We start from the raw sequence: 22,706 nt of genomic DNA, 5'->3' as shown, positions 1-22,706 counted from the left end.
TTGTTCTAACCTGATAAGACTATGAAAATCCTCGTTCCTACTGATTTTTCTGACAATGCCAACAATGCATTAACATTCGCCAAACACTTGGCAAAATCTCAGGGAGACACGCAAATCACTTTGCTTTTTGCATTTTATGCCGTTTATGATTTTGCATCTAATGCCGCGCAAATAGTGGATAGCATAGAGTCGGACGCCAAAAAAGCCATGAAAAAAGCTGTAGAATTGGCTTTAGACGAAGGTCTTAAAATTGATTATCAAATAGTACAAGGAACAGTTTCCACAGCGGTGACGTCAAAAGCTTTCCGAGAGGATTATGATTTGATTATCATGGGAACACAAGGAGCAAGTGGTATTCAAAAAGCACTTTTTGGTTCTAACACAGGACACGTAATTAAGGAAAGCCAAGTTCCTGTAATAGCTGTCCCTTCAGAAGCAAAATGGGAGAATATCTCTAGAATGGTCGTTGGGACTGAACTTGATCAATCAGAAAATAAATATTACCAAAAATTAATTGGGATCACCAAAAAAATGGGTTTCCACTATGAATTTATCCATGTGGATACAGAAAGGAATAAAGAAACTCAAGCGAATTTCAACAGTTTAGAAAGTTACCTTTCAGCTAATTCTCAAAAAATTCAGTTTACTACCAAAATCGTACAAGCAAATTCCGTTCTTTCTGGAATAGAAGAAACATTGCATGATAAATTAGACGCAATGGTAGTCATGTTTTACAAGAAAAAAACCTTCTTCGAATATTTATTTGACGAAAGTGACTCTGTAAAAATGTCTTATCATACTCATCTCCCTCTGCTTGTTATTAAATAAACCACAGTAAAACATCTAGTTAAATCTATATGTAATTAGTTGATATTACTTTTTTTGTATTACAAAATAATACAACTGTATCTTATTTTTTTATTATTCAAAACGTTCTAAATAAGGATTTTATATCCTATTTTTAAAACAAAATAATAATCTTAAGGATTAATTACCCACTGAGTAGGAGCTTAATAAATGGAGTCATTAACAAAGTTTGAAAATTATTTGCCTGATTGGTTACAGAAATCAGGACTTTTTTATGTTGTGATTACGGACATGGAAGGGAAGTATGTATACGTGAATGATTTTTTCAGTAAAAAATTCAACAGCTATGATGACATTCATGAAAGAAAATATTTTACTGAAACGGTAGTTACGGAAGATATTCAAAAAGCAATTGAGACAGCAACAAGTTGCATCATAAACCCAAACAAAAGTTATGTAGTAGATCTCAAAAAACCGTTCGGTAAAGATACAATTGATAGTCAATGGGCTTTTTCATTATTATCAAATCGTCACAATAATCCTCTTGGTATTTTTTCAATTGGGTTTGAAAAGGGACTAGAAGAAAATAATTCCACCCAATGTTTTGAGAGTTTTAAAAATCCATTTAAAGTTCTTGAGTCTGTTTCAGATGGCTTTATACTTTTAGATAAAGACTGCAAAATTGTCTCACATAATCGGTCAGCAGAAAGATTTCTCAATCTAAATTCTGATTCATCTTGTCATGATTTGGTAAACTTATTATCGGAATCAAACATAGAAGGTGGATTTTTAGATGCTTCCTTGGCAGCACTGAAAACCCAAAAAATAAGCGATTTTAAGGCTTATAATAAAGAATTAGATCTTTTTTATGTTGGAATCACCATTCCTTTTGATGAAGGTGCTTTCATGATTTTTAGAGAAAATACAAAAGATCAAAAATCACGAATTAGACTACAAGCCTCAGAAAACAAACTTAAAGCTATACTTGACTGCACTCCTGATTGTATTGTGTTAATTGATAAAAACTTCAAAGTGTTGGCCATGAACAAAGTCGCTGGTGAATTTTGTGTGAGCGCACATCAAAAGACAATGGATGAGGGTGATGATTTTAGGGATTTTATTTTTCCAGAAACAAGTATAGAATTCAATATCAACTTTAAAAAAGCGCTCGAAGGCGGTATCTCAAAGTTCGAAAAGGAAGTTAACCTTTCAGATAGTCAGAGGGTTTGGTTAGAATTTACACTTTATCCAGTCTATGACACCAAAAATGAAATGATTGGAGTCAGTCAACTTGTGAAGGATATATCCGAATACAAAAAAAACCAAGGAGATTTAGAGCTGCAATACGATAAATTAAAGAAAATCGCTTGGGTTCAAAGTCACGAGGTGCGTCGCCCACTAGCTAACTTGATGGGACTAGTGCAGGTCTTGTTAGCGGAAAGAGATTGTCTTGAAGAAGAACAAGTAAATGAATTTTTCGAAGCCATCTTAATTGAATCTGAAAGACTAGACGGAAAAATCAGGGAGATAACACAGGCAACAGAATAAAACAATGAAAAATAATAATCATTAGTCAACTGCCAACAAACTACAGCTGATTATAATGGACTTCATATAATATTATAAATGGCTACTGTTAAGAAAGCCGATAGATATGAAAATAATATTTATAACCTTTCATTGATCCATTTTAATATATCTTCTAGGACTTTTTCTTTCTCAAATTCATTGAGTAATTCATGATAAAGGCCAGGATATTTAAGAAAAGTCTTGTCTTCCACATTCGCCTTTCTGAAAAGCATTTCGCTACCTTGTGGGTTGGTGAGTTGGTCATCCGTTCCATGTAGAATCAGCACTGGAAGGTTAAACTGATTAAATTTATCTTCCGTTTCCCGCATCAATCTCAATAATTCATAACCAGTCCTTGCCGGTATAGCCTCTGAATATACCAGTGGATCTTCATCATACTTTTTGACTTCTTCTGGATCATGTGAGATCAATTTACTATCAAGCTTGAGTACTTTTAATTTTGGAGCCAGCTTACTTACAAAAGAAGAAATGGCAATCAAAGCCTTGGATATATTATCTGCAGGTTTCAATGCCGCAGCACTCAAAATGACTCCATTAGCATTTGAATTATAGTCAAGAACATATTTTGCAACAAGTCCACCTCCCATACTATGACCGAAGATAAAGGTGGGTAAACCCTTACAAAACGATTTTACTTTGTAAAATAAGGCATCAATATCTTTGAGATAATCTTCATAATTTTCAAAATAAGCAGTCGGTTTCGGTAAAGATGATTTACCATGACCTCTCCCATCAAAAGTAAATACAGCAATTCCTTCTCGAACCAGCCTCTCAGCAAAATGCTGATACCTACTGCTATGTTCCCCCAATCCATGAACCAACAACAGTGCAGCTTTGGGAACCTCCGGCATCCATGCTTGTAGGTACAATTCCTTCTTATCGTGGGTTGTGTAAGCTGTTTCGAAGTGCTTCATGTGAGTACGGGTTTATGATTTAAGATTGTAGAGTTTAGATTTTAGATTTTAGATTTGGCTAAAGCCCCTTTTGAATCTTGACATTTATATTTACTCCAGCTAAAGCAGGAGGCAATTGAAATAAAGAAAGCTTTTTTAAATCAATTGGGATGGTGCTTTAGCCCATCCTTTAGAGTTTTACAGAGCTAGCTTATGGCTTTAGCCAAACTACTTTCCTTCCATTACAATCTGAAATCTACCTTCTAAAATCTAAATTTTTAAGGAATCCATTTGACATCTTTGAAATTCGGCTTTCTCTTTTCCAAGAATGCATTTCTACCTTCTTTGGCTTCATCAGTCATGTAAGCTAAGCGCGTTGCTTCACCTGCAAAAACTTGCTGACCAACCAAACCATCATCCGTCAAATTAAATGCAAATTTGAGCATTTTGATAGAAGTTGGAGACTTAGCTAGAATTTCCTGAGCCCATTCATAAGCCGTATTTTCTAATTCATCATGAGGAATGACCGCATTGACCATACCCATGTCGTAGGCTTCTTGTGCTGAGTAGTTTCTTCCTAAGAAAAATATTTCTCTCGCTCTTTTCTGACCTACCATTTTGGCCAAATACGCTGAACCGTATCCCCCATCAAAGCTCGTCACATCAGCATCCGTTTGCTTGAAAATCGCATGTTCCTTGCTAGCCAAAGTCAAATCACACACCACATGAAGTGAATGCCCACCTCCTACTGCCCAACCTGGTACAACTGCGATCACTACCTTTGGCATAAATCGAATCAAACGCTGCACCTCAAGGATATTCAATCTGTGATAGCCATCTTCGCCCACATATCCCTGATGTCCTCTAGCACGCTGATCGCCGCCGGAGCAAAATGCATACCCCCCATCTTTCGGAGAAGGACCTTCACCCGAAAGTAAAACTACACCGATCGAAGTGTCTTCCATCGCATTGTAAAAAGCATCATACAATTCGCTTGTGGTTTTTGGACGAAAAGCATTTCTTACCTCAGGTCTGTTGAAGGCAATTCTGGCTACTCCGTTACATTTTTTGTAGGTTATATCTTCGTATTCCTTTTCGGTTTTCCAATCGATAGTCATGATTTTTCCTTTTTTTATTTTTCTGCAAGATAACAGGCTTGCTTGAATTTTGTTGAATTTTAAGAAAGGCATTATCTTGTGGCAATCAAAAATTATGGGCAGCTTCATCTACAACAATCAGAATTATACATTTGAGCAAATAAAGACTGGAAATTGGTTTGTTAAAGACGAGTATATTGATCAAACTTTGGCCTTTTGTCAAGATTGGCTGAATGGTAAAGAAGAATTTGAACTCCAAACCTCTGGATCTACAGGAACTCCAAAAAAGATCACTATCAGCAGATCTCAAATGGAAGTTTCAGCATCGGCTACTCAATCATTTTTTAAAATTGAATTAGGTTCAAAAATATTAGTTTGTCTCAATACTCAGATGATTGGTGGGAAAATGATGTTGGTAAGAGGAATGAATTGGGATGCTGACATCTATTTGACACCACCTGAAATGAATCCTTTACAGAACTTTGATAAAGCCCAAAAATTCGATTTCTGTGCCATGGTTCCTCTTCAAGTAGAAGCCTGTCTCGCTGATAAAGATGCTAGAGAAAAACTCCCCAACATCAAAATCCTTATTATTGGCGGTGCTCCTTCTTCAGCTGATTTGATTGATAGAATCATTCAATCAGAAATCAATGCTTATCAAACTTATGGCATGACTGAGACAGTTTCCCATGTAGCCTTAGCCAAAATTGAAGGAATCGAATTAGTCTATCGAATTCTACCTGACGTAAGCATTGGAACTGATCATGAAAATAGACTATGGGTTGAAGCTCCAATGGCTAAGGAAAAACGCTTGCAGACGAATGACTTAGTTCAGTTAATTGATATGCATTCCTTTAAATGGATTGGGAGAGCTGATTTTACTATCAATTCAGGCGGGATAAAAATCCAAGCGGAAAGTTTAGAAGCTCAATTGGGTAAGTATATCAATCCTATTTATGGAGATGTTTCCTTTTTTGTCATTGGGCAAAGAGATCAAAAGTTAGGGGAAAAGGTAGTTTTATTTGTTGAGACCTCCTCAAAAGAGGAAAAAAAGGCGCAGGAATTGCTAACTGAGCTTAAAGGTAAATTACAAAAATACCATTGTCCGAAAAACATCTATTTCTTACCTGAATTTGTCAAAACTGACTCAGGAAAAATTAACCGAACAAAAACTTCTCAAATATGCTTTTGAATTTATTGCTGACTCTTTTTCTTATGTCTGGAACTAACTCTTCAAATGATCATCAAGAACTCACTTTGACAGTCAACAACATTTCCAATTCAAATGGGGTGATCAGAATACTGCTTTTCCAAGGACCTGAGGGTTTCCCTGATCAACCTAAACTGGCTTTTCAAAATGCCTCTATCAAAATCATAAATAATAAAGCCACTCACACTTTCAAAAATCTTCCAGAAGGGACTTATGCCATTTCACTTTTTCACGACAGCCAAAATACAGGAAAGCTGAGAACAAACACATTTGGAATCCCTAAAGACGGCTATGGTTTTTCAAATAATGCAGCGAGCCTTGTCGGTGCTCCAAGTTTTGAAAAAGCCGCATTTAAACTTACCAAAGATGTAAAACAAATCAACATTAAATTAAGATAATATTACCTTTACAGGAAAATTCCCCCATATGATTTTATTAGATTACCCATTTGTTTCCGATTTTCTTTTAGAAACCATTGAGCAATTTCAATTTCCAGTAGTTGCAACATCCGAGGCTAAGGAATTGGCTAAAAACCGAAACATCAACTGGATTTCTGAGGATGCTGCAAAAGCTCAGATTCAAGAAAATGAAGAAATCTCCATCTATACGAACTCAGAAAACTCCATAAGCTGGGTTCAGCGAAATGCAAGCGGCACGAGATTCCCTCAGTTGATTGAACTTTTTAAGAATAAATACAAATTCAGGCAGTTGATCAAAGATATTTACCCTGATTACTTTTTTCAATCAGTTCCATTTGGTGAATTGGAATCATTAGATGTTTCAGAATTGAAATTTCCTTTGATTGTAAAACCTGCTGTGGGTTTTTTCAGCATCGCTGTACACAAAGTTGATCATGCCGATGATTGGCCACAGACTGTAGCTGAAATTCAACAAGAGATAAAAAACACGCAAGCACTTTATCCAAAAGAGGTCATTGACAATACGGATTTTCTATTGGAGGAATATATTCGAGGGGAAGAATACGCTTTTGATTGCTATTTCGATAAAAATGGAGAGCCTGTTATCCTAAATATCCTTCATCATGTCTTTATCTCCGAAAAAGATGTCAGCGACCGTTGGTATTATAGTTCGGAGGAAGTCATCAATCAACTTCATGATCAATTGATGGAGTTTTTGCGTGCCATTGGAAGTAAGAAGACGATCAGAAATTTCCCCTTGCATATCGAAATACGTGTGGATTCAACCGGTAAAATTATCCCAATTGAGGTCAACCCTATGCGATTTGGAGGTTGGTGTACGACTGCTGATTTGACTTGGTTTGCTTACGGTGTGAATTCCTATCAATATTTCTTTGAGTCCAAAAAACCTGATTGGAAAGCAATTTTCCAAAACAGAAAAGATAAAAAATACAGTCTAATTCTTCTAGACAAGCAGGCCAAATTCAAATTGGAAGAAATTGAATCATTCGATTATGAGGCGATTGCTAATGATTTTGAAAATCCACTTCATGTAAGAAAATATCCTTTAAATCAATTTGGAGTTTTTGGGTTTCTTTTCACCGAGACGAGGAAAGAGAATGAAAAGGAATTGCGGGATATCCTTCACGATGACTTGGAGAAGTATATCAAATTTAAAGAAGTTGATTTATTGAGTTAATGAAATTCTATAAGCCTTCGCATAAAAGTAAATATTATGATTTAAAAGAACGCGAAGGCTTAATAGTCTATTTATCAACTTTTATAAAACTCTCTTACAAAAGCCAAAAGCTGATTATCGGTCATTTTATCAGCATTCTGTACAGAAATCCATTTTTTACCGAATGCTTTATTCTCTCCTAACCTGTTTTTGAATTGATCTTTAGCTGTTCCAGGTCCAAAAAGAAGGATATCATCAAACTTACCAATTTTGTCTTCTAGCATCTTATAATATTCATTCAGTTCGTTTTGGGTGATGTTATTTTTTCGATACTCGTTATTTGACAAATATGAAGGATTTGGAGAAAACCTTGAAGTATCATTCTCTTCACCTTCCTCACGCTTTATTCTTTCGTGGGGGGAAATGAGTGTTTCTATAAACGTAGCCTCACCTTCCTCGAAACCTATAAAATGGGCTTTGGACTGATCCAACCAAATTCCAACAGACTTAAAATTCTTGTTTTCCATAGTGCGTTATTTTGTGATTTATTAAGAATTAATTTAAAAAAATTATAGGGATCAAACAAAAGAAAATGATGCAAATGGTAAGTATTCTTGATAAGTTTTAAGAAGCGTTATCAAATCTAGTATGGAATAGAATGAGATGATGGGATTCTTATGTAAAGATTCAGAATATGCGAAAATTAGGTCTAAATTTGCATCGATGAATGAATCACAAGCGACAAGGGTCAACAAATATCTCAGCGAAGTGGGTTTTTGCTCAAGAAGAGGAGCCGACAAGCTTATAGAACAAGGAAAAGTGACCATCAATGGCAAAGTTCCTGAGATGGGAACGAAGGTTTTTCCTGGTGATGAAGTTCGAGTTGACGGAAAATTGATCAGTCCTCCAAAAGATGATTTTGTATATATCGCATTCAACAAACCCGTTGGAATAGTCTGTACGACAGATATCAAAGCAGAAAAGGATAATATTATAGATTACATCAAGCACCCTAAAAGGATTTTTCCAATCGGAAGATTGGACAAGCCGAGCGAAGGGCTCATCTTATTAACAAGTGATGGAGATATCGTCAACAAAATACTGAGGGCAGGAAATAATCACGAAAAAGAGTATATCGTCACCGTCAATAAGCCAATTACTTTTGAGTTTTTGGAAAAGATGGGAAATGGAGTTCCTATTTTAGACACCATCACCAAAAAGTGTGAGGTAAAAAAGATCGGAAAAAATAAATTCAACATCATCCTTACCCAAGGCCTCAACAGACAGATTCGTAGAATGTGTGAGTATTTGGGTTACGAGGTAACAAGACTTAAGCGTGTCCGAATTATGAACATACAGCTTGATTTACCTTTAGGAGAGTGGCGAGATTTGAGCAAATCCGAAATGGATGAAATCAATCGAATGGTAGCGAATTCTTCTAAAACTTTTGAAGAGAAATGAGACGCGAGACAATAGATTACACAACTTGACGAATAAAAAGCTTACTACATAACAAGTCAAAAAGAGCCTAAAATTGAGGAACTGATTTTACGGTTTATAACTACAACTTCAACCTAGAAACCTAATCAACCAATTCCTATTTAACCTTACAGAAAATGCATTTAAAGACAGAAGACCTAACAAGAATTGAAATAGATTTTGACTCAGGGAGTATTCCTCCACCATTTAGTCATACGTTTAAGTTGAAAATCAGCTTTGAAAAAACTTTTCTCAATATCCAACTTGATTTGGAATATACCCATCGTGAGGACATGAGTGATGAAGAAATTTTGGATGAGGGGTTTACTTTGGAGGACAACTACAACTATGTTGGTGAATTGCATCAAGCTTGGGAGAAGCCATTGAAAAATTTATACGCTACTTCAAAATGGTCGAATAAGAAACTTGACGACGAAGAGGGAGGTGTGAGATTGTTAGCAAAAGACTTGCATGGAAAAATCACAAGAACAGTCCCTTTAAATCAAGAGGAATGGCAATATATGTCACAAGAAATCATTCAGGCCATTTATGAAACGAGTAAAAAAGAAGCCCCTTTGATCATTAATTTTCTAAAGATCGATCATGAAGAAACTTTGGAAATTGCTTTAACCATGAAATTTTCTATCAGAAAAGCGCTTGCAACGATCAATGGAAAGGAGAAAGAACTGAATTGGGAAAAAACAAAAGAATTATTATCCTATGTTTTTTTACCTGATTATGACTACGACAAGGCTAGGGAAGGCAAACCAAGTAAAAGAGGAACTTTCATAGACTGCGGTGATGGTTTTTGGCATGAATTTGGGAAAGGTATCTATAACATTGATTCTTCCTATGATGCCGTTTCGAAAATCAAGGAAGGATTTTTAAAACTATAACCAAGTATTATTTATTATGAAAAATCTAAAGTCTATGAAAAGTGTTTTCGCTCAAATTTTGGGTGCGGTATTTTTGTTCAGCTGTGCTAGCTGGAATAACACGGAAAAGGGAGTTGCAATCGGAGGAGGTACCGGTGGAGCTATTGGTGCTGTTATCGGAAATAAAAGTGGTGAAGCTGGAAAAGGTGCAGCTATTGGAGCCATCGTAGGTGGTGCTGCAGGTGCTGCAATTGGTATCTACATGGATAAGCAGGCCAAAAAAATCGAAGATGAAGTCAAAGACGCTGAAGTAGAAAGAGTTGGTGAAGCCATTAAATTGACTTTCGATTCAGGGATTCTATTTGGTTTTGATTCGTTTTCATTGACACCACAAGCGCAAGAAAACATCATGAAATTTGCCGAGATTCTTAAAGAGTATCCTGATACAGATCTTTCTATTGAAGGCCATACTGATAATAGAGGCGCATATAACTACAATTTAGATCTATCTGAAAAAAGAGCTGCATCAGTAAGAAATTATTTGAAGATGCAAGGAATTGAAGATCCAAGAATGGTAACCATCGGATATTCATTTGACAAGCCTGTAGCTTCGAATGAAACTGACGAAGGAAGAGCTAAAAATAGAAGAGTAGAGATCTTGATTACTGCTAATGATGAATTAGTAGAAAAAGCTGAAAAAGGAGAGATTAAAAATTAATCCAACTTATTTATAGATTGAATAAAAAGCCGACGAAAGTTGGCTTTTTTTATTGCAGTCATTTCGACCAGAGGGAGAAATCTCGAAATGTACTTTTTACTCTAACTTCTTTATGATATTATTTAGTGTAATTAATAGGACGAGACCTCTCCTCGCGTCGAGGTGACATGGAGATCATTTCGACCAGAGGGAGAAATCTCGTGGTGTACTTTTTACTCTAACTTCTTTATGATATTATTTAGTGTAATTAATAGGACGAGACCTCTCCTTGCGTCGAGGTGACATGGAGGTCATTTCGACCAGAGGGAGAAATCTCGAAGTGTATTTTATACTCTAATTTCCTTATCATACTTTTTTGTGTAATTAATAGGACGAGACCTCTCCTCGCGTCGAGGTGACATGGAGGTCATTTCGACCAGGGGGAGAAATCTCGAAGTGTATTTTATACTCCAACTTCTCTATGATACTCTTCTGTGTAATTAATAGGACGAGACCTCTCATAGGGTCGAGGTGACATGGAGGTCATTTCGACCAAAGGGAGAAATCTCGAAATGTACTTTTTACTCTAACTTCTTTATGATATTATTTAGTATAATTAATAAGACGAGACCTCTCCTTGCTTCGAGGTGACATGGAGGTCATTTCGACCAGAGGGAGAAATCTCGAAATGTATTTTATACTCTAATTTCTTTATGATATTATTTAGTATAATTAATAAGACGAGACCTCTCCTTGCTTCGAGGTGACATGGAGGTCATTTCGACCAAAGGGAGAAATCTCGAAATGTATTTTTTACTCTAACTTCTTTATGATATTATTTAGTATAATTAATAAGACGAGACCTCTCCTTGCGTCGAGGTGACGTAGTAGTCATTTCGACCAAAGGGAGAAATCTCGAAGTGTACTTTTTACTCTAATTTCCTTATCATACTCTTTTGTGTAATTAATAGGACGAGACCTCTCTCCCGAATGCTTTCGGGATCGAGGTGACATGGTAGTCATTTTCACTATTTATAATTTCTCACCCTTCATTTTCACAATTTCAGTTTTCAGATCTAAAATCATTTTGGAAAGATCTTCATTGGTGATAGGGTTATTGCGGTCTTTGGGATTGGGGAAATCTGTGCTGATAAATGCTCGTGCTTCCCATACTTCCATCACATCCTCGCCTTTTATTTCATAAGGTTTGTAATGTTCGTTGTCCGATACTAAAAATAATTTGCCATTCTCAGACAGGTAGTTAAAAACACGTTTGTAAACTACCCCTTCTGTTGTGGTGACCAAGATATATGTCTTGCCACTTTTGATATCCTTCAATTGCTCTACATATCCACCAATGATCAATGTTCCTGGGACCAAAGGCAGCATACTGTCTCCTGCAATCTCAAATGCTCTGTAAGTTTGATTGGTTGATAGATTTGGTAATCTGAACTGAGGTAATGATTCCATGTATTCCGGATCAGCAAAACCATTGAGGTAGCCTGCCGAAGCTTTTTGACCTACCATGGTAATATTTTCCTGATCATCTTCATTTACAGCAATGGTAAGTATTTTAGTTGACCTATTTTGGATAGCCTTCCTTCCCTTCTCCTGAATATCATGGTAAAGCAACTCGTCCATCGTCACATCAAACAATTCCGCGATTACGGTCAAGGAAGACAACTTCGGCTCCGAGCGACCATCTTCGTAGGCAGAGATCATCGATCGCTGTACACCTAGCTTTTCGCAAAGTTCAGCTTGCGTGATATTTTGAGATGTACGCAGGAATTTGATGTTTTTGGACAGGAACATAAGCAGTAAGATTAAGCTGAATAAAGATAGAAATTATGATCGTCTTTAAGCGGCTGCTTTACTGAAAATGGATTTGCCATTCTGCGCTGCTCCATCCTACTTTTGATCTCTTCCAATATCTCTCCGACTGACTTGGGTTCATTGACCAACAAATATCCGTATTGTGGCTTTTGCTCGTCTTCAATAAAAAATTTCACTTGACAATTCCCTGATGGCAAGGTCTTTTGTGTGAGGCTGATTTTTGTGATGTCTTCCATAGCTTTATTGATTTAACAAGAGCTAAGATAATAATGTTATTTTAAATAACATCTATATGTTTATTAAATAAACCTTATAATGACAGTATTTGTCTGAAATAGATTTGAGACGTGAGAAATGAGACGTGAGACTTAAAACGCAAGATACTTGTCCGCTGTGATTGACGAGATAGTTGTCCATACTGGTAATAAAGTGGAAAGGTTGATTGAGTTATTGGTTAATTCCATCATGGTAGACAAGTGAGGAATCGAGGAAGTGGGTTTTTGATTAGGAGTATAAAACGAATAGTATAAAGCTATAAAAGTGTAAACAACATTATATTTTATTAGACAAATGGAGTTTCTTTTTTGTGAAAAACTGAAGTGTCTCAAAAAAAAGCCTTCAAAACAGCTGTTTTGAAGGCTTTTAGAATTACTAATTTATATCCGCTTTCACAGCAGTAGCTACTTAGGATATTTTTTGAAGTTCATTTCAATCAGCTGTGGTCAGATGACTGTTGCCGATTATTCGCGTAATTATCATTGATATATTCACCTAATGGTGTCATTTCGAATAATCAAGTTATCTAAATTTTCCTTTCAGCATGGCCAATTTTGCGGCTAAATCTCCCTCTGCTTCTTTTGGTTCTTCTTTTTTATCTTTTGCTTTGATCTTTCCTCGCTCGGCAAAAGGATCAGACTTCATACTCAAACCTATTCGCTTTCGCTGAATATCGACTTCCATCACAGTGACCTCCACTTTTTGATTTACAGTGACAACCTCATTGGGATCATTGATGAATTTATCTGCCAAATGGCTCAAATGCACCAAGCCATCCTGATGAACTCCAATGTCTACAAATGCACCAAATTTGGTGATATTCGTGATAATCCCAGGCAGCTTCATGCCGACTTTTAAATCCTTCATCTCATTCACACCTTCCTGAAAGCTGAATAATTCAAATCCTTCCCTTGGGTCACGTCCGGGTTTCGAAAGTTCTTCCATAATATCCTGAAGTGTAGGTAAACCCACTGTCTCAGAAACATAATTTTTCAGAATAATCTTAGATCGCAACTCCTCCGAACTCATCAAATCTGTAAGCTTTGCCCCAATATCTTTGGCCATTTTCTCAACCAATTCATATCTTTCAGGATGCACTGCTGAGGAATCTAATGGATTTTTGGCATTTCTGATTCTTAAGAAACCTGCGGCTTGCTCATAGGCTTTATCTCCCAACCTTGGAACTTTCTTGATTTCAGATCTGCTTTTGAAAGGACCATTTTCTGTTCGGTATGCTACAATATTTTGAGCCAAAACAGGCCCCAAACCTGACACATAGGTCAACAGTTGCTTGGAAGCTGTGTTGATTTCCACACCGACACCATTCACACAACTCATGACTGTATCATCCAAAGAGTTTTTCAAAGCTGATTGATCGACGTCGTGTTGATATTGACCGACTCCGATTGATTTGGCATCGATTTTTACCAATTCTGCCAAAGGATCCATCAATCTTCTTCCAATCGAAACTGCTCCTCTCACGGTCAAATCCTGATCGGGAAACTCTTCTCTCGCTACATCTGAAGCTGAATAGATTGAAGCTCCACTTTCATTGACCATCGTGACGATGACAGTTTTTGGTAAACCTATCGCTTTCACAAATGCTTCTGTCTCGCGACTTGCAGTTCCATTACCAATAGCAATGGCTTGAATTTGGTGTTTCTCTACCAAGTGTTTGATTGTTGCAGCTGACTCTGCAGTTCGCTTCTGTGGTTCGTTTGGATAGATGGCATCAAAACTCAATAACTGCCCTTGAGGTCCCAAGCAAACTGTCTTACAACCCGTTCTAAATCCAGGGTCTATTGCCATCACTGATTTTTCTCCCAAAGGTGCTGCAAGCAAGAGTTGTCTCAGGTTCTCGGCGAAAACCTTAATTGCATCCTCATCCGCTTTCTTTTTGGTAAAAAGTCTGACTTCTGTCTCCATAGAAGGTTTGAGAAGTCTTTTGTAACAATCTTTGATTGCCAAACGCACTTGCTCTACCGAGGTATTGGCAGCATCTTCCAAGATCATTTTTTCCATCAAAGCAATGGCAGACAATTCCTCAGGACAAGAATCCAACATCAAGAAAAGTTCTTTTTCTCCCCTTCTCATGGCCAACACTCGGTGCGAAGGCGCTGTTTTCACAGGTTCTGACCAATCGAAATAGTCCTTATATTTAATCGCTTCAGCTTCTTTTCCTGGCAAAACTTTAGAAACAAATGTACCTTCATTGATAAAGAGATCACGCATTTTCTTCCTCAATTCCACATTTTCGTTGACCCATTCGGCGATGATATCTCTTGCTCCCTGAAGTGCTTCCTCGGTCGAAGGAACTTCCTTACTTTCATCTACATACTTCTCAGCTTCTGCATCAAGATCAATGGATTGCTGCTCAAAGATCAAAGTTGCGAGAGGCTCCAATCCTTTTTCCTTAGCGATTGTTGCTTTAGTTCTTCTCTTTGGCTTGTAAGGCAAATACAAATCTTCCAACAAAGACATGGTCTCCGCTGCATTGATTTTCTTTTCCAGTTCTTCTGAGAGTTTGCCTTGTTCCTTGATCGATTTGAGGATTGCTTCCCTCCTTTTGTCCAAGTCTCTCAATTGTTGCGTTCTGTCTCGAATTGCAGCCACCTGCACTTCATCCAAACTCCCTGTGACTTCCTTTCTATATCGAGAAATAAAAGGCACTGTCGCCCCCTCGTCCAACAAAGCAATCGTATCTGTTACCTGTTTGAGTTTGATATTGAGCTCTCCAGCTATTTTCAAATAATGATCTATATCCATATTCAGAATTCTTATTCAATTTTGATGCGCAATTTATGGTATTAAGCCATGGAATCTAAAAAGAATCCACACTTATTGTGTCAATGGTCACTAAGGTATTGGAAATGTGTGGGTAAATTTACTCTCTGATTTTATGGGAAAATATTGAAAAAGTGTGTCGCCCAAATTCAGAAAAGGTCGTAGAGTCGACAGACGACTGTCAGCGGTCAACGGTTTGATTGAAATGATTTGAATTGATGGTTTTATTGGCAAATGAAGAGCAATCAGAGAAAATTTATCTTTGTTGATCTTTAATATCTGTAAAAACTAGTTTTATTATTTTGTACACTAATAACTGATCATCTAATACCCTATAACAATTAAAACTTTGAATTATGGCTAATAAATTTGATTGGAAAAAAGAACTGAAGAGTTGGGGGCTGATTTTGTCGGTTTTTGCTTTTCTCTATTTCACAGGACTGATGACTCCCATCATGGGAGGTATTCAATCTGTCTTGCTTTCTACAGGGTTAATCAAACCCAAGATTGCACTGGTCAACAAAGAGAACTTGGATTTTGACTACAGAGGAACATTCACGACTCCCGAAGGATCCATTATAGATTTAGAAGCCTTTAGAGGCAAGACTGTATTTATCAACCTTTGGGCAACTTGGTGTCCTCCCTGTCGGGCGGAAATGCCACATATTTCTGAAATGTATAAGAAAGTCAAGGACTCCGAAAACTTAGAATTCTTGATGATTGCTTTAGATAAAGACTTTGAAAAAAGCAAGAAGCTAGTGAATGACAAAGGTTGGAGTTTCCCGATCGTCCATGCCAGTCATGGTCTCAACAATTCCCTTCAATCCCAATCCATCCCAACAACAATCGTCATCAATCCCGAAGGAAAAATTGTCTTCTACCAAGAAGGAATGAGCAATTTTGATACGGAGGAGTTTAGGGGGTTTTTGAGGGGATTGTAGATTTTAAAAGGTAGATTTTAGATTCCTCCCTATCGGGAGACAAGCTCGCAAAGGATACTAAATGTGCAGAGTTGCGCTGAGAAAGTTTTTATTGCGATTTCATAGAGTAGATTTTAGATAAATCAAATGAGATAAAAATATTATTTATTTAATCTGCTTCTTTTTATGAAAATAAATATTTTTCTTTTATTATGTTACCTTTTTAGATAACTTTATTGCTGCAATTATTTTGGAAAAAGTTGAGCGATTTTAAAAGAGATATTGGTTTTTACGAAGATCACTTTAAAGATTTCTATCTAAGGCAATCACTTGCTGTACGTAAGAAAATCGACTGGACCCTATTAGTTCTAAAAACGACTAGAATTGTTCCTGAAAAATTCCTTAAACACCTTACAAATACTGATGGACTTTGGGAGGTACGGATTTCGGCAGATAATGGAATATTCAGAATCTTTTGCTTTTTCGATGAAGGAAATTTAATCATCCTTCTAAGCGGATTTCAAAAGAAAACGCAGAAAACACCAAAGAATGAAATAAAAAAAGCTGAAAGGCTTAAAAAAGAATATTATGAAAATAGATAAGAGAATCACATCATTTGATGACCATTTGGACGAGCAATATGGAAAATTAGGGACTGAATCTCGTGAGAAATTCCAAGAAGAATTTGAAACGTTCAAAATCGGTATTTTAATTCAAGAGGCAAGAAAAAAACAGAATCTTACACAAGAACAACTAGCAGAGAGAGTTGGGACAACTAAAAACTATATCTCTAGAATTGAAAATAACGCAAGCGACATCAGGCTTTCAACTTTAATGAGAATTATTCGAGAAGGATTGGGAGGTAGTTTAAAGTTCTCTTTGGATGTTTAATCTTGAAAATTATAAACCTGTTTCGAGAGATGAGAAGTGATATTTCGAAAGGTCCACCCCTATCGGGAGACAATCTTGCACAGGGGGATAAGGTGCAGAGTTGCGCTGAGGAAATGATGATAGAAGTGAGATATGAGACGTGAGATTTGAGATTTGAGACGTAAGATTTAAGACGCAAGATGGCTTGATAGCTTTGCGGACTTTGCACCTCGGCGGTCTTAGCGAGAGACATTCACTAAACTAGATTTGGCTATGTCCGCAACCTTATAACTTTTTAACCTTACAACTTTATAACCTCCTAGTAAGGATCAACATCCACAACCACCCTCACACTTCTGAATTCTTTGTTGGCGTACATTTCTTCTAAAATCAGCTGCAAATCATGTTTGAAGACTGCTTGGGCATTTCCTGATTTGTCTAGTTTGACGAGGGTTTCGAAGATGTATTGATTTTTGATTTTACCGATCAATCCCTTTTCAGGACCGAGCATGATTTTCTTGACTTGAATATCATTCAATAAATTATGCAAGTGTCGAGCGGCTTTTTCAACTACATTTTTATCCTTATGCCGACTTGAGATTTTGATCAACTTGACAAAAGGTGGATAGAAGAACTTTTGCCTTTCGGTCATGTCTTCGATATAAAACTTCTTGTAATTTCCGTTGACGATTTTCTCGTAGATATGATGATCAGGCTGCCTTGTTTGCACGATTACTGTGCCTTTCTTTTCCCTTCTTCCAGCCCTACCTGCTACTTGTGTAATTTGCTGGAAAGCCCTTTCGCCAGCTCTAAAATCTGGGAAAAACAAAATCCTATCCGCATCCAATATCCCCACAACCGTCACTTTTTCGAAATCCAGTCCTTTGGTTATCATCTGTGTGCCAACCAGAATATCAATATTTCCCGCACCAAATTCTTCCAGCAACCTTTGATAGCCATATTTGCTCCTCGTGGTATCCAAATCCATCCGTGCTATTCGCGCCTCGGGAAACAAAAGCGTAAGGCTTTCTTCTATCCGCTCTGTTCCTAGTCCAACTGCCACAAGCTTCACACTCCCACAGGCGTGGCAAGCTTTGGGCACTTTCTCCTTAAATCCACAATAATGACAGCGCAATTCCTCTGCGAATTGATGGTAAGTCAACGTCACATCACAATGCTCACATTCGGGTGAAACGCCACAATCTTCACAGACAAGATAAGGTGAATAGCCTCTTCTGTTTTGGAAAATCAAAACCTGTTCTTGGTTATTCAAAGCTTCTTGAATTTTCTCACGCATCAGACGAGTCATTTCCAATTTGAGCAGGTTCTTCTTTTTGTCTTTGAGAATATCAGCAATATGATAAGCAGGCAATTGTGCATCTCCATATCGCCTATCTAATGGCACATAACCGTATTTCTTTGTTCGAGCATTATAAAAACTCTCAAAAGATGGCGTAGCAGATCCCAAAAGCGTCTTGGCTTGATGCAACCATGCCAACATAATCGCCGCATCACGAGCCTGAAATCTCGGTGCTGGATCATACTGCTTGAAAGAAGCTTCATGTTCCTCGTCCACAATCACCAAACCCAAACTATCGAAAGGAAGAAAAATAGATGACCTGACGCCGATCACTAGCGGAAATTTCCCACTAATGACGCCATTCCAAACCTCCACACGCTCGTTGTCAGAGAACTTGGAATGGTAAACACCCATTTTGCTTCCAAAGACTTTCTTTAATCTCCCCACAAGGTGTGTTGTCAAGGCGATCTCCGGAAGTAGTAACAGCACTTGACTTCCACTTTCTAAAGCCTCTTTGATTAACTGAATATAAATCTCCGTCTTTCCGCTTCCTGTGATTCCATGAAGCAAAGCCACATGTTTTTCTTCAAAATATCCCTTGATCTGAATTATAGCAGTAGTCTGCTCTTCCGAAAGCACAATCTCTTCTTTGCTCTCACTGATCTCTTCAAAACGGCTAATAATCAGCTTATACTCCTCTAAAACATTGTTTTTCATCAAGGTTTTGAGCGAACTCATGGACAATCCAGCTTCAGTAAATGCTTTTTTGTCCAAGCCTTTCAGATTTAACTCAGGTTTTTGGTAAACAGGGATTTCTTGTAAATATTTAAGTATGACCTCCTCTTGTTTTGGTTTGGAGGCTATTTCTTGAAAAAGTCTCTCCAAAGCCTTTTTATCAGTTGCATATTCCTGTGTGAGTCGAATTCTCGTTTCCACTTTAGGGGAATATTTATCTTTCACTTTCTCAAAAACAAGAATTGCTTCCTTGATCACCAAACTTTTGATGATGCCATGAATGCTCTTAACTCCCAACAGACGCTCACAATCTTCATAAGACAGTTCCTCCTGACTTGCCAAAGCCTGTAAAATCACTTCTTCCCTGGAGTCAAGCGGATACATCGACGTTTCCGAATCGTAAGCTGGATTGAGTTGGATTTTACTTTCACTGCTCAACTTCAATCCTGAAGGCAACGCCGCATTCATCGCCTCTCCGATATGGCAACAATAATATTCAGCCATCCATGCCCAAAACTTGATTTGCAGTGGATTGACCATGGCGTAGGTATCCAAGACATCCAAGATTGGCTTGGCTTCATATTCCTTGGGTGGTTTTTGATGCACCTTGCCGATGATCCCTGTAAGTACCTTTTTTTGACCAAACTGCACCATCACCCGAAATCCGATCCCAATATCCTCAGCAAGATTTCGAGGAATCTTGTAGGTAAACATTTTGGGAATAGGCACAGGCAAAATCACATCCGCGTAGAGCCGTGATTTTTCATCTTGAGGTTCGTAAGTATCACCGAATAAACTTTCCAAAAATCTATTGTTTTATCAATTTCTAATAAGGGTCATTCAAAAAAGACCTTAAGGCAAATATAAGAGAATGATGTTAGATATGAGATTTGAGAAGTGAGAAATGGTCAGGTTAATTGAGTGAAATAGATGATTGGGTGAAATAGTTGATTAAGTGGAATAGTAGATTGGGAGGAATAGGTGATTGGGTGAAATAGTTGATTGGGTGAAGCAGTAGATTGGGTGATCGGTTAAAAAGGTATAGTGATTTTTTATTGCTCCGAGTGTCGCAGAGAAGTCACCGAGCTTCGCAGAGGAAGTTATTAAGGGAATAATAATGAAATTGTTCGATTGATTAGGTTTATATGTTGCAGTATTGTTAATCATTAAATTTTATAAGGGAACGCAGTTAAATGGGTTTTAAGGAATTGATTTTTTTGGGATGTGATTTATTGTAATGCTTTGAATTCGCTAGGATTTAATTAAGCCGAGTTGATTATTATGGTAACGAGGCCTAAAAGGGTAGAATTTTTAAAGCTTGGATTGATTTTGAGGACTGAATTGATACTTTTATGTCAATTGCTCCAACCTAAAAATGGGTGGGAGATCGATTATAGTGAGAGGGAATAATGAAGAGAAGTAGATTTCTTTCTCTTACTTTTTCCATTGATGAAAAAGTAACAAAAAATCTAGGCCTGAATTGATGCTTTTAAATTGGGATTGCGGATATGTTGAAAATATCAAATCTTGACCCAATTTAATTTTAAGTCAATTGCTCCAACCTAAAAATAGGTGGATCTCGGTGCAAGCACGCGAGCTAACCCATTTTTTTAACGGTTTCCACAATCGCCTTAAAACCAGCTTCAATTAGGGCCGTCCTTGAAGAAACTAGAGGTAGTATGGGTTAGAAAGATAGTTGTGTAATTGATTAGGATTATAATCGTTAAATGTTAAATTTTCTATGGGAACGCAGTTAAATGGGTTTTAAAGAATTGATTTTTTTTGAGATGTGATTTATTGTAGATAAGGATCAGCGAGGGGATTATTATTCTAAGGCAACTCCGTCGGAGTTGCCTTTCATTTTTAGTATTGGATATCTTGTTATGTAGGGTGCTTGATCTTGGTACTTGGCACATCGTACTTTGTACAATGAAACAGAAATTGTACTGATTGTCAAAAAGTTGTCTTAGAAAAATTATATTCTTGGAATAATTATATGTTTTCTTGGTTTTTCGCCAAAAGTCGGCGAATGGTCGGAAGGGATACGGGACACGGTCGGGAGACGGTCGGCACACAGACGGGTAAAAGTGGTGTATTTTTTAGTATAAATATGTTTATTTTAGATTAAATTGTATTATTTTAATATTTTAAAAATGCTTTATTAGGATATTCCCTATAGCTCAATCTCGAATCCTGAATAACAGGAAAATCATCGTTGAAAATTACGGGGTTGTAGGCATGAGAATATTATACTATTCTAGATAAATATTCCACAAAACCCCATAACCCAACAACTTTCTCAAACTAAACCACCCAAAGCCAAACAAACATTCCACCAAGCAACCATGCATAGGCAATCACTGCCAAATACTTCAATACTTTTTCTAGTAATGGGCTTTTGGGAGCCATTTCTTTATGATGCATTACTTCTTTTCCTTTGAAAAAGCCTAAGTAAATTAATATTCCCGTAATGGCTAGAAAAACAAGATTCAGGTAAAATGTATAGTCGATAGCAAAATGTTCTTTGGAGGTAATGTCGGTACTACTTGGGTTTGGAAGAATTCCTGCAAAGTCAAAGCTGTAGTGCAAAAATAAGGAGGTTACTATCAATGCAGAGAATAGTAGGAAAAGTATAAAAAAAGACATTTTCCAACCATAGTAAGTGGCATTGATTCGCAATACGGGGAAAACAACCAAGTCACTAAATATAAAAGCCATTACTCCCGCAAAACTGACACCTTTGCCGAAAAGCAAAGCTGCTAAAGGGATATTCCCCATCGACCCAATAAAGGTCAGGAAGGCAGCTATGGGGCCTACAACTGTATGTTGTAATAACGTTAAAAATGAAAAGCTACTCTGTCCATCTCCAGTGTTGATAAAGAGAGTTTGAAAAAAAGTGTCTGGAATAAATCCTGATACAATTCCAGCGATAGTGAATCCAATCGTCACGTCTTTCCAGACCATTTTCCACTCCATCGCATATTGTTTCCCGACTTTAGCCCAGTTTTCAGATGATTTTATCCGCTTCTTGAGTGGCTTTTTATCTTGTTCTTTCTCTTCACTTTCACCTAGATTTTTTCTTGCTTGCTCGATCAATTTACTTGGCTTGATCACTCGAATTAAAATCCAAGCAATCAAGATTAAAAGAATTCCACCAACATATTCACCTACGACAAACTGCCAGCCCAAAAAAATTGAAATAATTATTCCCAGTTCGATAACTAAATTGGTGGATGCTAAGAGAAATGCCATTGAAGCAGAGAAGCTTGCTCCTTTTTGGAACAGAGATTTGGTGGTGGCTAAAGCTGAAAAGCTGCATGAACTTGAGATAAATCCGAAGAAAGTCCCCAAAAAAATACTTTTTGAGCTTGCATCACCCATGGTTTTCTGCATTTTACTTTCAGTTACAAAAATCTGAATCATTGAACTCAGCGCATATCCCAAAATAAAAGCCCAAAGCGCCATCCAAAAAAAACCTAAACTTGTATGGGCCGAATGCCCCCAATTCTCTAAGAAATCCTGCATTTGTTATTGATTTAAATGAAACAAAAGATAAAACCTAGATAGCTTGTATATTCTATTAAGCATGAAATAGCTAGGCTCATATATTCATAAAATAAAAATACTTTCCAAAAACACAAAAAACATCTATAGGGACGGTCTAAAAACTTCATTGAATGAATTTAAATATAAGAGAGTAGGAATTTGCAGCTGCTCTTTTCGTCTCTAGCAATTCTTCATTTC

19 protein-coding genes are annotated in these 22,706 nt (G+C 37.1%); 11 read left to right on the top strand and 8 right to left on the bottom strand.

Annotated elements, in window-relative coordinates; all coding sequences use genetic code 11:
• The first annotated feature begins 21 nt into the window (after positions 1–21).
• Entirely contained in the window at positions 22–828 is an 807-nt protein-coding gene (locus IEV57_RS07400) for a universal stress protein (protein WP_188441213.1), read from the top strand.
• A gap of 189 nt (positions 829–1,017) precedes the next feature.
• Entirely contained in the window at positions 1,018–2,355 is a 1,338-nt protein-coding gene (locus IEV57_RS07395; RefSeq protein ID WP_188441211.1) for a PAS domain S-box protein, read from the top strand.
• Between the two features lie 119 nt (positions 2,356–2,474).
• On the opposite strand, the gene IEV57_RS07390 is transcribed toward IEV57_RS07395, so the two are convergent.
• Together IEV57_RS07390 and IEV57_RS07385 are read right to left on the bottom strand one after the other, a co-directional pair.
• On the bottom strand, positions 2,475–3,311 hold the full coding sequence (locus IEV57_RS07390; RefSeq protein ID WP_188441209.1) for an alpha/beta hydrolase: 837 nt from the start codon (positions 3,309–3,311) through the stop codon (positions 2,475–2,477).
• Between the two features lie 257 nt (positions 3,312–3,568).
• On the bottom strand, positions 3,569–4,408 hold the full coding sequence (locus tag IEV57_RS07385; protein WP_188441207.1) for a 1,4-dihydroxy-2-naphthoyl-CoA synthase: 840 nt from the start codon (positions 4,406–4,408) through the stop codon (positions 3,569–3,571).
• Between the two features lie 94 nt (positions 4,409–4,502).
• Between IEV57_RS07385 and IEV57_RS07380 the strand changes: the two genes are divergently transcribed.
• Genes IEV57_RS07380 through IEV57_RS07370 form a run of 3 tightly spaced genes read left to right on the top strand, consistent with a single transcriptional unit; the run spans position 4,503 to position 7,214 of the window.
• Positions 4,503–5,579: an AMP-binding protein gene (locus IEV57_RS07380; RefSeq protein ID WP_188441205.1), complete on the top strand. Its 1,077-nt coding sequence runs from the start codon at positions 4,503–4,505 to the stop codon at positions 5,577–5,579.
• Between the two features lie 23 nt (positions 5,580–5,602).
• Positions 5,603–5,995 carry a DUF2141 domain-containing protein gene (locus IEV57_RS07375; RefSeq protein WP_229744261.1) on the top strand — a complete coding sequence of 131 codons (393 nt, stop codon included), beginning with the start codon at positions 5,603–5,605 and terminating at the stop codon, positions 5,993–5,995.
• Between the two features lie 28 nt (positions 5,996–6,023).
• Positions 6,024–7,214, top strand: coding sequence for an ATP-grasp domain-containing protein (locus IEV57_RS07370; protein ID WP_188441200.1), 1,191 nt, complete (start codon positions 6,024–6,026; stop codon positions 7,212–7,214).
• Between the two features lie 74 nt (positions 7,215–7,288).
• Here IEV57_RS07370 and IEV57_RS07365 read toward each other — a convergent pair whose 3' ends face one another.
• Positions 7,289–7,720, bottom strand: coding sequence for a hypothetical protein (locus tag IEV57_RS07365; RefSeq protein WP_188441198.1), 432 nt, complete (start codon positions 7,718–7,720; stop codon positions 7,289–7,291).
• Positions 7,721–7,916: 196 nt separating this feature from the next.
• Between IEV57_RS07365 and rluF the strand changes: the two genes are divergently transcribed.
• The 3 genes from rluF to IEV57_RS07350 all read left to right on the top strand — a co-directional run bounded on the left by rluF (position 7,917) and on the right by IEV57_RS07350 (position 10,265).
• Positions 7,917–8,654, top strand: a complete 738-nt coding sequence (rluF, locus tag IEV57_RS07360; RefSeq protein ID WP_188441196.1) for a 23S rRNA pseudouridine(2604) synthase RluF — start codon at positions 7,917–7,919, stop codon at positions 8,652–8,654.
• A 155-nt stretch (positions 8,655–8,809) separates the two neighbouring features.
• Complete coding sequence (locus IEV57_RS07355) at positions 8,810–9,568, top strand: hypothetical protein (protein WP_188441193.1); 759 nt, start codon at positions 8,810–8,812, stop codon at positions 9,566–9,568.
• 16 nt (positions 9,569–9,584) lie between these two features.
• The gene (locus tag IEV57_RS07350) at positions 9,585–10,265 is read left to right on the top strand and encodes a YiaD family glycine zipper/OmpA-like lipoprotein (protein WP_188441191.1); all 681 of its coding nucleotides are present in this window, start codon (positions 9,585–9,587) and stop codon (positions 10,263–10,265) included.
• Between the two features lie 1,011 nt (positions 10,266–11,276).
• Here the strand turns inward: IEV57_RS07350 and IEV57_RS07345 are convergent.
• From IEV57_RS07345 to IEV57_RS07335, 3 genes are all read right to left on the bottom strand, one after another.
• On the bottom strand, positions 11,277–12,056 hold the full coding sequence (locus IEV57_RS07345; protein WP_188441189.1) for an XRE family transcriptional regulator: 780 nt from the start codon (positions 12,054–12,056) through the stop codon (positions 11,277–11,279).
• A gap of 11 nt (positions 12,057–12,067) precedes the next feature.
• Positions 12,068–12,313 (bottom strand): hypothetical protein, encoded by a 246-nt coding sequence (locus IEV57_RS07340; RefSeq protein WP_014772841.1) that lies wholly within the window; start codon positions 12,311–12,313, stop codon positions 12,068–12,070.
• A 562-nt stretch (positions 12,314–12,875) separates the two neighbouring features.
• Positions 12,876–15,119, bottom strand: coding sequence for a Tex family protein (locus tag IEV57_RS07335; protein ID WP_188441187.1), 2,244 nt, complete (start codon positions 15,117–15,119; stop codon positions 12,876–12,878).
• A 374-nt stretch (positions 15,120–15,493) separates the two neighbouring features.
• On the opposite strand from IEV57_RS07335, the gene IEV57_RS07330 reads away from it, so the two are divergent.
• The 3 genes from IEV57_RS07330 to IEV57_RS07320 all read left to right on the top strand — a co-directional run bounded on the left by IEV57_RS07330 (position 15,494) and on the right by IEV57_RS07320 (position 16,948).
• Positions 15,494–16,078 (top strand): TlpA family protein disulfide reductase, encoded by a 585-nt coding sequence (locus IEV57_RS07330; RefSeq protein ID WP_188441185.1) that lies wholly within the window; start codon positions 15,494–15,496, stop codon positions 16,076–16,078.
• A gap of 239 nt (positions 16,079–16,317) precedes the next feature.
• Positions 16,318–16,659, top strand: coding sequence for a type II toxin-antitoxin system RelE/ParE family toxin (locus IEV57_RS07325; RefSeq protein WP_188441184.1), 342 nt, complete (start codon positions 16,318–16,320; stop codon positions 16,657–16,659).
• Positions 16,646–16,948 carry a helix-turn-helix domain-containing protein gene (locus IEV57_RS07320; protein WP_188441182.1) on the top strand — a complete coding sequence of 101 codons (303 nt, stop codon included), beginning with the start codon at positions 16,646–16,648 and terminating at the stop codon, positions 16,946–16,948. Before IEV57_RS07325 ends, IEV57_RS07320 begins: the two co-directional genes overlap by 14 nt.
• Positions 16,949–17,246: 298 nt before the next feature.
• On the opposite strand, the gene priA is transcribed toward IEV57_RS07320, so the two are convergent.
• The gene (priA, locus tag IEV57_RS07315) at positions 17,247–19,766 is read right to left on the bottom strand and encodes a replication restart helicase PriA (protein ID WP_188441180.1); all 2,520 of its coding nucleotides are present in this window, start codon (positions 19,764–19,766) and stop codon (positions 17,247–17,249) included.
• 1,500 nt (positions 19,767–21,266) lie between these two features.
• Entirely contained in the window at positions 21,267–22,487 is a 1,221-nt protein-coding gene (locus IEV57_RS07310) for a permease (protein ID WP_188441178.1), read from the bottom strand.
• Between the last annotated feature and the right edge of the window lie 219 nt (positions 22,488–22,706).

The organism is Belliella aquatica (assembly GCF_014637795.1).
Classification (GTDB): domain Bacteria; phylum Bacteroidota; class Bacteroidia; order Cytophagales; family Cyclobacteriaceae; genus Belliella; species Belliella aquatica.
The sequence above is the reverse complement of the archived record's forward strand: the minus strand, read 5'-3'. Positions and strand labels throughout refer to the sequence as shown.

What these genes read in the sequence shown, in the direction of transcription:
- IEV57_RS07400 (WP_188441213.1), top strand. Translation starts at nt 22, where the DNA reads ATGAAAATCCTCGTTCCTACTGATTTTTCTGACAATGCCAACAATGCA.
- IEV57_RS07395 (WP_188441211.1), top strand. Translation starts at nt 1,018, where the DNA reads ATGGAGTCATTAACAAAGTTTGAAAATTATTTGCCTGATTGGTTACAG.
- IEV57_RS07390 (WP_188441209.1), bottom strand. Translation starts at nt 3,311, where the DNA reads ATGAAGCACTTCGAAACAGCTTACACAACCCACGATAAGAAGGAATTG.
- IEV57_RS07385 (WP_188441207.1), bottom strand. Translation starts at nt 4,408, where the DNA reads ATGACTATCGATTGGAAAACCGAAAAGGAATACGAAGATATAACCTAC.
- IEV57_RS07380 (WP_188441205.1), top strand. Translation starts at nt 4,503, where the DNA reads ATGGGCAGCTTCATCTACAACAATCAGAATTATACATTTGAGCAAATA.
- IEV57_RS07375 (WP_229744261.1), top strand. Translation starts at nt 5,603, where the DNA reads ATGTCTGGAACTAACTCTTCAAATGATCATCAAGAACTCACTTTGACA.
- IEV57_RS07370 (WP_188441200.1), top strand. Translation starts at nt 6,024, where the DNA reads ATGATTTTATTAGATTACCCATTTGTTTCCGATTTTCTTTTAGAAACC.
- IEV57_RS07365 (WP_188441198.1), bottom strand. Translation starts at nt 7,720, where the DNA reads ATGGAAAACAAGAATTTTAAGTCTGTTGGAATTTGGTTGGATCAGTCC.
- rluF (WP_188441196.1), top strand. Translation starts at nt 7,917, where the DNA reads ATGAATGAATCACAAGCGACAAGGGTCAACAAATATCTCAGCGAAGTG.
- IEV57_RS07355 (WP_188441193.1), top strand. Translation starts at nt 8,810, where the DNA reads ATGCATTTAAAGACAGAAGACCTAACAAGAATTGAAATAGATTTTGAC.
- IEV57_RS07350 (WP_188441191.1), top strand. Translation starts at nt 9,585, where the DNA reads ATGAAAAATCTAAAGTCTATGAAAAGTGTTTTCGCTCAAATTTTGGGT.
- IEV57_RS07345 (WP_188441189.1), bottom strand. Translation starts at nt 12,056, where the DNA reads ATGTTCCTGTCCAAAAACATCAAATTCCTGCGTACATCTCAAAATATC.
- IEV57_RS07340 (WP_014772841.1), bottom strand. Translation starts at nt 12,313, where the DNA reads ATGGAAGACATCACAAAAATCAGCCTCACACAAAAGACCTTGCCATCA.
- IEV57_RS07335 (WP_188441187.1), bottom strand. Translation starts at nt 15,119, where the DNA reads ATGGATATAGATCATTATTTGAAAATAGCTGGAGAGCTCAATATCAAA.
- IEV57_RS07330 (WP_188441185.1), top strand. Translation starts at nt 15,494, where the DNA reads ATGGCTAATAAATTTGATTGGAAAAAAGAACTGAAGAGTTGGGGGCTG.
- IEV57_RS07320 (WP_188441182.1), top strand. Translation starts at nt 16,646, where the DNA reads ATGAAAATAGATAAGAGAATCACATCATTTGATGACCATTTGGACGAG.
- IEV57_RS07310 (WP_188441178.1), bottom strand. Translation starts at nt 22,487, where the DNA reads ATGCAGGATTTCTTAGAGAATTGGGGGCATTCGGCCCATACAAGTTTA.